This is a genomic window from Allobosea sp. GW821-FHT10B12 (assembly GCF_059415545.1).
Genome location: NZ_JBWKNL010000001.1, coordinates 1,072,360 through 1,082,150, shown reverse-complemented (window position 1 = coordinate 1,082,150; position 9,791 = coordinate 1,072,360). Strand labels below are relative to the sequence as shown.

At 65.0% G+C, this 9,791-nt stretch carries 9 protein-coding genes and 1 pseudogene; all 10 read right to left on the bottom strand.

What is annotated here, in order from left to right; genetic code table 11:
• Positions 1–686: HlyD family secretion protein (locus AC07O0_RS05210; protein WP_494620616.1), on the bottom strand; the 686-nt coding region annotated here is incomplete at its 3' end.
• A 38-nt stretch (positions 687–724) separates the two neighbouring features.
• A complete protein-coding gene (locus AC07O0_RS05205; RefSeq protein WP_494620614.1) occupies positions 725–1,138 on the bottom strand; it encodes a cupin domain-containing protein in 414 nt (137 codons plus the stop codon).
• A gap of 440 nt (positions 1,139–1,578) precedes the next feature.
• Entirely contained in the window at positions 1,579–3,033 is a 1,455-nt protein-coding gene (locus AC07O0_RS05200) for an alpha-hydroxy acid oxidase (protein ID WP_494620612.1), read from the bottom strand.
• 94 nt (positions 3,034–3,127) lie between these two features.
• Positions 3,128–3,817 carry a response regulator transcription factor gene (locus AC07O0_RS05195; protein WP_494620610.1) on the bottom strand — a complete coding sequence of 230 codons (690 nt, stop codon included), beginning with the start codon at positions 3,815–3,817 and terminating at the stop codon, positions 3,128–3,130.
• Positions 3,807–4,196: a response regulator transcription factor gene (locus tag AC07O0_RS05190; protein ID WP_494620608.1), complete on the bottom strand. Its 390-nt coding sequence runs from the start codon at positions 4,194–4,196 to the stop codon at positions 3,807–3,809. Before AC07O0_RS05190 ends, AC07O0_RS05195 begins: the two co-directional genes overlap by 11 nt.
• A gap of 2 nt (positions 4,197–4,198) precedes the next feature.
• The gene (locus AC07O0_RS05185) at positions 4,199–4,837 is read right to left on the bottom strand and encodes a response regulator transcription factor (RefSeq protein ID WP_494620675.1); all 639 of its coding nucleotides are present in this window, start codon (positions 4,835–4,837) and stop codon (positions 4,199–4,201) included.
• Positions 4,838–4,839: 2 nt separating this feature from the next.
• Positions 4,840–7,653 carry an MASE1 domain-containing protein gene (locus tag AC07O0_RS05180; protein WP_494620607.1) on the bottom strand — a complete coding sequence of 938 codons (2,814 nt, stop codon included), beginning with the start codon at positions 7,651–7,653 and terminating at the stop codon, positions 4,840–4,842.
• A gap of 120 nt (positions 7,654–7,773) precedes the next feature.
• Positions 7,774–8,136, bottom strand: a pseudogene (locus AC07O0_RS05175) (SDR family oxidoreductase); the annotation flags it as partial.
• A complete protein-coding gene (locus AC07O0_RS05170) occupies positions 8,133–8,609 on the bottom strand; it encodes a hypothetical protein (protein WP_494620605.1) in 477 nt (158 codons plus the stop codon). The pseudogene AC07O0_RS05175 and the gene AC07O0_RS05170, both read right to left, overlap by 4 nt.
• Before the next feature lie 298 nt (positions 8,610–8,907).
• Positions 8,908–9,738 carry an alpha/beta fold hydrolase gene (locus AC07O0_RS05165; RefSeq protein WP_494620604.1) on the bottom strand — a complete coding sequence of 277 codons (831 nt, stop codon included), beginning with the start codon at positions 9,736–9,738 and terminating at the stop codon, positions 8,908–8,910.
• Between the last annotated feature and the right edge of the window lie 53 nt (positions 9,739–9,791).

Here is a 9,791-nt window from a genome sequence, read left to right as displayed (position 1 = left end):
AGATCGATCTGGGACAGATCACGCGCGGCCTGCGCCTGCGCCACCGCGGCGAGCGCGGCCTCGCGCTGCGTGGTCAGGACGGCGATGCGCTGCTGCTGCGCCTCGATCGTCGCCGAGGCGGCCGACAGGTTGGCTTCGGCGCGCGAGCGGGCGGCGTCGCTCTCGTCGAGCAGGGCCTGGCTGACCGCATTGCTGCGGATCAGCTCGCGGCGCCGACCCTGCGAGCGCGTCGCCAGGGTCACCTCGGCGCTGGCGGCCTGCTTCTGGGCTTCGGCCTGCTTGACCAAGGCATGCTGGAGCCTGGTCTCGGCGTCGACATTGGTGACGCGCGCCTGCGCCGCCTCGACGTTCGCCACGGCCTGCGCGAGCTTGGCGCGATAGTCGGCATCGTCGATCCGGAACAGGATGTCTCCGGCCTTGACCGCCTGGTTGTCCTCGACCTCGACCGCGGTGACATAGCCGGCGATCTTCGGCGCAAGCGCGGTCAGGTCGCCGCGGATGTAAGCGTTGTCGGTCGCCTCGCCGCCGGAGCGGGCCTTGGCCCAGCCGGCGGCGCCCGCCGCGACCGCGCCGAGGCAGAGCAGCAGCCCGACGACCTTCTTCTTCCTGCCGGGCCGCGCGGCAGGGGCGGCGCTCGCAGCGCCCTCGTCGGTGAGGACGGCGCTCTTCTCATCGAGGGGATCCATGGTCCTGTTCCCGTTGAATGCCGAAGGCTGCGACCGGCTCACTTCTTGACGAACCGGGTCAGCTCGGTCTCGGCGGTGTCGACGACGAAGACAGCCAGGATGCGTGCCGGCTGGGTGTCGCTGGCGTTGGCGCTGACGCCGTGGAAGGCACCGGGCTCCTCGAGCCAGTTCTCGCCGGCCTTGTAGACCTTCTCCGGCGCGCCGTTGACGCTGCTGCGGACCGAGCCTCCGAGGACGGTCGCATAGATGAAGGCGGACTTCGCATGGGTGTGAGCGGGCGAGCCGGCAGCCGGCCCGTATTCGACCAGCACGCCCCGCAAGCTCTTGCCGGGGACATGCGGAAGCGGGCGATCGAACACCGTCGTGATCTTGCCGGCCGGCCGCTCCTCGGCCCGAACCGCGGTGATCGCGAGCACAGTCAAAGCGAGGCCCGAGACAAATCGTGTGAACATGGAATTCCTCCTTGATCAGCTTCTGGCCGTTGGCGCCCTGCACTGGTCAGGCGTTTGCCGGCATTCTGCGATCTGGGCGGCAGAGTCCTCAATCGGCCGCAAGAATAGCGAGAAGCTATGCGCTGGCTGTGTTGCTCTACACCTCCGGATAGGGCGACATCTTGTTTGGCTTCCGATGAGGCAGTGCGGTCAATACCAACCGCAGGGGCGCGGCCTGGAGCGGGAAGCACCAGTCCTTCGGCGGCGATACTGTCCTGTGCCGATGCGCCCTGCTCCGCGGAGGCATGCAGGGCCTGCGCGACGGAAGCGGCGATGACCGGTCACCGTCGGTGAGCTTTGACAGGTCTCGTCATTCCGGAACCGCACGACCGAAGCGGCGTGCCCGGAATGACGGAAAACTCAGCCAAGATCTCTTGGTCTTGGAAGGTTCGAGCAGCCTCCTAGGCGCGCGTCACCGTATCGCGCGTGATCTGGCCGACATTGAGCGCGCCTGTCTGGCGCATGATGGTGATGAACTCGTCGTCGAAGATCTGGAGCACGCGGTCGACGCCGGCTTCGCCGAAGGAGGCAAGGCCCCAGACATAGGGGCGACCGATCCCCACGGCCGCGGCGCCGACGGCGAGAGCCTTCAGAACATCGGTGCCGCGACGCACGCCACCGTCGACGAGGACCGGAATGCGGCCGTTCACTGCGTCCACGACCTCGGCCAGGACAGCGATCGTCGCCTGTCCGCTCTCTTCGGCGCGCCCGCCATGATTGGAGACCAGAAGACCGTCGACGCCATGGCGCAGCGCCTCCTTGGCGTCCGCAGCGGTCACGATGCCCTTCAGCAGGAGCTTGCCTTTGACGATCCCGCGCAGGCGGTCGACGAAGCTCCAGGTCATGCCGGTGCCATAGAGGTTCCCGACCTTCGACACGTCGATCCCGGCGAAATTCGCCTTGCGGCTGACCTCGTTCGCAAAGCCCGGCGTGTGGCAGCCCGAACAGTCGCGCTGATCCTGGCGCCGCATGCGGAACAGGGTCTCGGTGTTGCGGCCGCCTTGCCGGTCGACCGTCAGGACGATGGCCGGAGACCCGGCCGCCTCGGCGCGACTGACCAATGCCTGCGTCACGGCCCAGTTGTCCGTCGGATACAATTGGAACCAGGCCGGCGAGCCATGGGCCTTATTCACATCGGCGATGCTGGCGTTGTCGACGGTGGAGAGGATCATCTGGTGCCCGCGCTTGCCGGCCGCACGCGCCGCTGTCACACCCGCCTCCGCATCGAAGGCGCCGAGACTGCTGACGGGGCAGAGGAAGATCGGGCTGCGCCAGGTTTCGCCAAAGATCTTCACGCTGGTGTCGACCTTGCGTGCGTCAATCAGCCGTTTCGCGCGAATATTGTAGCGGGCATAGGCGGTATGATTGGCATCGCGCGTCACGTCGCCATCCACGCCGCTTTCCAGATAGCCCCAATGCGCCGGGGCCTCCTGGGCCAGCACGGCCTTCTTCGCCGCAGGTTCGAACTCGAACACGTTCAGCGCGTCCCCGGCCGCGGTGATGACCCCGTCCGGACCGAGCGTTCGGGCCGAGCTGCGCAGCACATCGTAGCTTTGGGCCAAGGCCGAATTTGGCACGGACGCCAGGATCGATGCGATCGTGGAGGAGACCATCGGGGTCGCGGCGAGCGGGCTCGCGGCCAGAAAGTTCAGGAACGTGCGGCGAGCGATGATTCCGCGTTCCGAAGTCCCGAGCGATTCATGGGGCGAAGACGTTGCCATGGAGATCCTCCGTGATCGCTGCAATTCAAGAAATCCGCGTGATTTCCTTGAGTTATCTATCCAGGCTGCGTCAGTAGCGGCTATCGTCCGGGGGGATGGAAACCCTATCCGTTGGTTTAGGGCCGGATCCGCCAAGAATCCTGGCACCGGTGGTTAGCCGTTTGCAGACGCGTCAGATCAACCCAGACAAACTGGCGGCCGGCGGCATGCCTTTCTCGGCATGGCCCGCCTAGGCCGGACGCGCCTCGCGGACCTCGGCAGGCAGTGCTTCCCAGGCGCGGATGAGCTCGCCGAGCGAGGTCGCGTGCATTTTCCGCATCGCGTTGCTGCGGTGCAGTTTGACGGTGACCTCGCTGATGCCGAGGTCGAAGGCGATCTGCTTGTTGAGGCGTCCGCGCGCGACTTCATGCAGAACCGCGCGTTCGCGCGGCGTCAACGTCTCCAGATATTCCATGCTGCGCTTGGTGATCGCAGTCTCGGCCCGCTGCACGGTATCCGCCGCAATCGCGGCAGTCACGGCGTCGAGCAGGGTCTGGTCCCTCACCGGCTTGGTCAGAAAATCCACGGCGCCGGCTTTCATCGCCTGGACTGTCATCGGGATGTCCCCATGCCCGGTCAGGAAGATGATCGGCTTGCGATTGCCGCTTTGAACGAGCTGGTGCTGCAGCTGGAGACCGCTCGCTCCCGGCATGCGCACATCGAGGATCAGGCAGCCGGGGCTGTCCAATGCGCCGGAATCGAGCACTTCGCCGATCGATGGGAAGCTGACCGGCCGGAAGCCCGCCGACAGGATCAATTCGGACAACCCCTCGCGAACCGCGGCGTCGTCGTCGACGATGATCACCAAGGGCTCGGCTTCCGGAGGCCGCTGCGTCCGCAACGCCTCGGCCCCCCGCAGGTTCTGTTGGCTAGTTTTCATTGTTCACCCTCCTTTTTTGTCCAGGTAAGGCATCGTCAATAGCCGCCAGCAGGGCCTGCCCATCGAAGGGCTTGCGGAAGAAGCCGCTGATGCCCAGCGCCCGGCTTTGATCGGCAATCTCGTGGCGGCCCGTGATCAGGAACACCGGCAATCCCGGACACGCCTTCGTCACCGCGTCACGAAGCTCGAACCCGTCCATGTCCGGCATCCCGATATCGGTGATCAGCACATCGAAGCCGGATGGCCCATCGGCCAAAAGCGATTGGCCCGACGAGAAGGTCCGAGCTGCGTAGCCCGCAGACTCCAGAAGTTCCTCGAGCGCTTCGAGCACCCTTGGGTCGTCATCGACGACCGCCACGACAGGTCTCCGTTTCGTCACGGTCAGCTCCTTCCCGCTCGGCGCGAGTGCGCGATCGGAATTTCCAGCCTCTCTGCGATCCGGACGAGATCGGCCAGCGACGCGGCAGCCATTTTCTGCATCACGTTTCTTCTATGGATCTGCAGGGTGACTTCGCTGATACCCAGCTGGGCGGCCGCCTGCTTGTTGAGAAGGCCGCTCACGACCAGCGGCAGCACCTCGCGCTCGCGCGGCGTCAGCTCGAGATAGCGCTGCTTCAGCGCACCGAACTCGGCGCGCTCGGATCGCCTGTCCCGATCCAGCGCAATTGCGGCGTCGATCGCCGCCAGAAGGGTTCCGTCGCTGAACGGCTTCGTCAGGAAGTCGACGGCGCCGTGCTTGATGGCCTGGACGGATGAGGGGATGTCGCCATGGCCGGTGATGAAAATGATCGGCGGATGATCGCCGGTCGCGATCTGCCGCTGCAGTTCGAGGCCGTTGATGTCCGGCAGCTCGACATCGAGGATGAGACAGGCCGGAACCTCCGGCTTTGCGGCACCGATATAGTCGCCGGCCGATCCGAACGCTTCCGAGCGCATGCCGTGTGACGCCAGCAGCTCGCCGAGCGCCTCACGCATACGGGCATCGTCGTCAACAATGAACACGATAGGATCGCTCGTCATCGTCATGGCGCCGCCTTCAGTTCCACCGGCAAGGTAAAGATGAACAGCGCTCCGTTTTTCTTGTTCTTGTCTGCCCAAAGTCGACCGCCACGAGATTCGACAATCGATCGGCAAATCGTCAGCCCCATGCCCATTCCGTTGCCTTTGGTGGTGAAAAACGGCTCGAATATCCTGCCGGAAGCCGAGACTCCGGGGCCGTGATCGCTGATCTCGGTCTGCACGAGATCTCCTAGCCGACGCGCACGAATGCCGAGAACCTTGTCCTCGGTGGTGGAGTCCATCGCTTCCAGCCCGTTGCGGATGAGATTGATCAGCACCTGCTGGATCTGGACACGATCAAGGCACACGGGCGGCAGATCGTTCTCGATCTCCGTATCGATGCGAACACAGCGCTGCTCGGCCTCCTCGGCAACAAGCGCCAGCGCTTCGGCTATGGCACTGCCAAGCGCCGTCGCGCTCTTGGCTTGCGTGGATTGCCTGAACAGAGCGCGGATGCGGCTCACGACATCGGCGGCGGAGTTGGCGTCGCGGATGATGCGCTCGGCCGTCAGCTTCGCACGCGCAAGGTTCGGAGGGTCGGCCGAGAGCCAACGATTGCATGCAAGGGAGTTGGCGACGATCGCCGCCAGAGGCTGGTTGACCTCGTGGGCGATCGAGGCCGAGAGCTCGGCGAGGCTGGCGAGCTGGCTCGCGCGGCCAAGTCTCTCTTGCGCGAGCCGCAGCTTCTGCTGAGCGCGGACTTCGCCGTCGATGTCCAGGCAGGTGATGTTCCACTGCACGATCGCGCCGTCGGCATTGCGCATCGGCACGGCGCGGGTATCGACCCAGCGATACTCGCCGTCGAAGCGCCGCAGGCGGTGTATGCGGGCATATGGCTCGCCGGTCGCCAATGAACGGGCATAGTTCTCCTTGACCCCGGCGAGGTCATCCGGATGGACTCCTGCGTCGAGGGTGCCGGCGAGGCGGGACTTGCCCTCGCCGTCCAATTCTTCGAGTTCATAGCCGAGGAATTCGCGCAGCCGTCGGCTGCGGTAGATCGGCTCGCCATCCGGGGCGGCGCAATCGATCATGACCGGCACCGTATCGATGAGCTGCTGAAGCTGCAGCCGGCTGCGTCGCAGTTCCTCTTCGACGCGCAATTGCTCTGCTTCCGCGCGCTTGCGTTCGCTCACATCAAGAATATAGGCGACGCCTTGCGTCGGTTGCCCCTCGAACAGGGCGGCCCCGACGAGTGCGGGCACCCGGCTGCCGTCCTTCCTGAAAAGCTCCTTCTCGCGAGGCTGCATCTTGCCGGTTCGAGCGAGCTCCTCGATCTCCTCGCGGACATGCTCCTCTTGTCCTTCGGGAGTGAGCATGTCGAACCAGCGAAGCCCCGCCTGCAAATCCGCGCGGTCGTATTGGATCATGTCGAGGAAGGCGTCATTGGCTTCGATCAGCGAGCCGTCCATGTCCCAGATGGTGATCCCGATGATGTCGGAATCGACCAGTCGCCGAATCCTGGCTTCCCGCTCCTGGACCTCGTTGTGGAAGCGGACCTGATCGTCCAGGTCGAGGAAGACGCCGTTCCATTGCACGATCGCGCCGTCGCCGTTGCACATGGCGTTCGCGCGCGTCTCGACCCAGCGATACTTTCCGTCGAAGCGCCGCAGCCGATGCTTTTGCGCATAGGGTTCGCCAGTGGCCAGAGAGCGGGCGAACTGTGCCCTGACGGTTTCCAGATCGTCCGGATGAATGATCGTCTTCAGAAGGCTCGACAGTTGCGCAGCACAGTCATCGCCCTTCTCGCTGACATTGAAGCCGACGAAGTCACGGAACTGCGGACTGAAATAGGTCGGCTTGCCATCAGGCGTCGTGCACCAGACGCAGGTGGGGAGCGTCTCGAGCAGGCCGCGCAGCGAGCGTTCGCTGTGCTGGAACGAGAGCAGCGCCTGCTGGTGCTGCCGGGATATCGCCGCCACGATGAGCGCCGAGAAGGCCGAGATCGCCAGGAAGAGCTGAAGCATGACCTGCTTCTGCCGCTGAGTCTCGGCATCGCCGATGAACTGACTGCTGCCGGATAGGGTGAGCGCCATCGTCGCAAGGGCGAGCAGGCTCAAGGCGACGGCGACGCCCTTGAATTCGAAGCGCACCGCCGCCCAGAGGATCGGCGGCATGATGATGTAGGCGGAGAGCAGGAAGTCGTGCTTCAAGGCGAGCGCGGCGACCCCCAGGAAGATCAGCCCCAGGACACCTGCCTCCGCCCATTGCATCGCGGATATCTGCGTCCGGTTCCGCCAGTGCTGGATCGCGACGAGCGCCGGCGGCGCCACGAGCAGGATTCCGGTGGCGTCGCCGATCCAGAACAGCGGCCAGACGCTCGCGAAGGTCTGGGATTTCACGCCGAACCAGGCGAGCGCCGCGCTGCCCACGGTGGCGCTGGCGAGGGGCGCGACACCGGCGCCCAGAACGACGAATGCGAGAACCTCCCGCAAGGTCTCCAGCCGAACCGGGCGTCCAAAGGCTCGGTTGACCAGCGTTGCGCCGATGACGGCGCAAAGGGCGTTGCCGATATAGATCAGCAGTCCCGCGAGCAGCGGGCTGTGGAACCACAGGAACTGCGCCGTCATCTCGGCCAGGCAGCCACTCAGGATCCACCACGGCCAGCTATAGGGCGAGGTGAGGATCAGCGTCGCGATGAAAACCCCGCCCGGAGGCCAGATCGAAACCGTGATCCCAGGGACGATCGCGAGCGCCTGAGCGAAGCCGCACCCCAGCATATACGCCAGATAAAACAGCGCCAGGTGCGGGAATCGAGGGCGGTCCGACCGGACGTACATCAGCGGTTGCTCCAACCGAGTACCGTCCAGGTTAATCCCGCTATGGTGGAGTCGCATCTTATGGAAATCCATGAGACGCGTGCTCGGGCTGCTGCGGCGTCAGGCTGCCCTCTTGCGGGCGGAACTTGTGATCAGGTCTTCCTGGGCCATCCTGCCGCGGAAGTAGCCGCTTTCGCACAAGCGATCCGAGCCGACCACCGACAGCGCCACGTGATGCTCGACCCCGGCGGCCACCTCCGCGGCGAGAAGATTGCGGCTGGAGGTTATGAAGAACTGAAGCGCCGTCTGGTCGTCGAACGAGGGCGGATTTGCCACGTCGATGACGATGCGGGCGCTTGCAAGGGTTTTGGCCAGGCCTTCGCCCGTGACGGTGTCGACGCCGGAAGCTGGCCAGGCAGCCCGGGCATCATGCCTTTTCCGGCGCAGGATGCTGACCAGTTTCCAGCCGACCAGCGTGGCGCCGCCGACGATGACGATCTTCATCTTTCCGCCTCCGGTTGCCGCAATCCTGGCCGGTCGGATGTGGCGGGCCTTTGTACCGGCAGGCGCTGAATCGCCCAGGAGGTCAGCACAACCCCGAAGAGAGCCGGCATCGTCACCGCCGGGAAGTCGCGGGGAATGACGGAGGGGGAGCAGATGCCGATCGCGACCTCCCAGAAGTGGAAGAGCGCATGCGCGCTGAGCCAGACCGTCGCGGCGCCCCAAAGCCCGACGCGGCGCTCGGGCACGGCGAGGCCGATCGCGAAGGCGATGCCGAGAAAGAGCTGGATCATCCCGATATCGCGGACGAAATGCTGGTTGAAGAAGCCGGTATCGGTGACGCCCGGCACCAGCTCGTACCAGGCCAGCGGCGCGATGATCATGAAAAGGCCGTTGAGCGACAGGAATGCGCCGTTGAAGAGCGCCATCGTGATGACCGCTGCGGCGACAGTCCGGCTTTCGTGAGTGAAGTCCATAACCGGTACCTCCTGTGATGGAACTGGAGCCAGGGAACGCGATGGGAAGGCGCACGATATGGCCGCCATCGATGGCCCCGCGCCAGTGTCGCGATCGTGTGCCCGTAAGCTTCAGGCTAGGCGCACGGGCGAGCCCTTCTCCATGAAGTATCGCCTGCGTCGCGCCGATGGCGTCTATCGCTGGATGTCGGGCGCGCCGAGGGGGGCCTCTGTTCGCGTTGAGGCTGAAAGGGTGATCGCCGACCGGCAAGGGGCGGGCCGGCCGGCGATCAGGCTCTCGCTGAGGCGCAGCGCGAGCCTATGACCTGATGAATGCGAGGAGGTCGGCATTCACCAATTCGGCGTGCGTCGTGCACATGCCGTGCGGCAGGCCCTCATAGACCTTGAGGGTCCCCTTTTTCAGGAGCTTCGCCGACAGCGGTCCCGAATTGTCGAACGGCACGATCTGGTCGTCCTTGCTGTGCATGACGAGGGTCGGCACGCCGACCAGCTTGAGGTCCTCGGTGAAATCCGTCTCCGAGAACGCCTTGATGCCTTCGTAATGGGCCTTGGCGCTCCCCATCATCCCCTGCCGCCACCAGTTCTGGATCGTGCCGGGGATGGGTTTCGCGCCCGGCCGGTTGAAGCCGTAGAAGGGACCCGAAGGGAAATCGACGTAGAACTGGGCGCGATTGCTCGCCAGAGCGGTGCGCAAACCGTCGAGAACCTCGATCGGAAGCCCTCCGGGATTGTTCGGCGTCTTCGCCATGATCGGCGGCACCGCACCGATCAGGACGAGCTTGGCGGCGCGCCCCCGGCTATGGCGAGCGACGTAGCGGGCCGCTTCCCCACCGCCGGTGGAATGTCCGACATGGGTAGCGCCGGTGAGTCCGAGATGGTCGACCACCGCGGCGGCATCGGCGGCGTAGTGGTCCATGTCGTGACCGTCGCTGACCTGTGCCGAACGGCCATGGCCGCGCCGGTCATGGGCGATGACGCGATAGCCCTTGCCGAGGAAGAAGAGCATCTGGGCGTCCCAGTCGTCGCTGCTCAGCGGCCAGCCATGGTGGAAGACGATCGGCTGAGCATCCCTGGGACCCCAGTCCTTGTAGAAGATTGCCACGCCGTCCTTGGTGGTGATCGTGCTCATCGTCGTTCCTTTGCTCGAGTCGAGAGAGAGATCGCTCTGCCCTCTGTTGCTCT

Bases quoted from the DNA above. Each gene is read 5' to 3' on its own strand.
- AC07O0_RS05205 (WP_494620614.1), bottom strand. From the start codon at position 1,138: ATGTTCACACGATTTGTCTCGGGCCTCGCTTTGACTGTGCTCGCGATC.
- AC07O0_RS05195 (WP_494620610.1), bottom strand. From the start codon at position 3,817: ATGAAAACTAGCCAACAGAACCTGCGGGGGGCCGAGGCGTTGCGGACG.
- AC07O0_RS05185 (WP_494620675.1), bottom strand. From the start codon at position 4,837: ATGACGAGCGATCCTATCGTGTTCATTGTTGACGACGATGCCCGTATG.
- AC07O0_RS05180 (WP_494620607.1), bottom strand. From the start codon at position 7,653: ATGTACGTCCGGTCGGACCGCCCTCGATTCCCGCACCTGGCGCTGTTT.
- AC07O0_RS05170 (WP_494620605.1), bottom strand. From the start codon at position 8,609: ATGGACTTCACTCACGAAAGCCGGACTGTCGCCGCAGCGGTCATCACG.
- AC07O0_RS05165 (WP_494620604.1), bottom strand. From the start codon at position 9,738: ATGAGCACGATCACCACCAAGGACGGCGTGGCAATCTTCTACAAGGAC.